Consider the following 286-nt stretch of genomic DNA (forward strand, 5'->3'; position numbering starts at 1 on the left):
CGAACCCGCCGTCCAGGTAGACGCCGGGCTTGAGCTCCGGCTCCTTCTTCGCGCGGCTGAACAGACCGCCGCGCTTCGCAGGCGTTCCGCGCCCGGCGAAGCGCATCAGCGTCTCCTTCGCCTCCTCCTGCGAGGGATAGGCCGGATCAGCGCGGTAGCTGTCGAACGTCGCGGAGTCGAACTGGGGCTGCGGCACCAGGCTCGCCAGCATCTCGGGTCCGCTGACAGTCGGCTGACGCTCGGTGAGGTGCACGATTCCCGTGCGGCTGGTCTGGTCGGTCATCAC

The 286-nt window shown here is 68.9% G+C and carries 1 protein-coding gene; it reads right to left on the reverse strand.

The features are described from left to right. On the reverse strand, window positions 1-286 hold a 286-nt coding region (locus ACZ2IA_RS22930; RefSeq protein ID WP_470294894.1), incomplete at both ends, for a hypothetical protein.

The sequence above is a fragment of the Crenobacter sp. CS_VA4 genome (assembly GCF_055597485.1).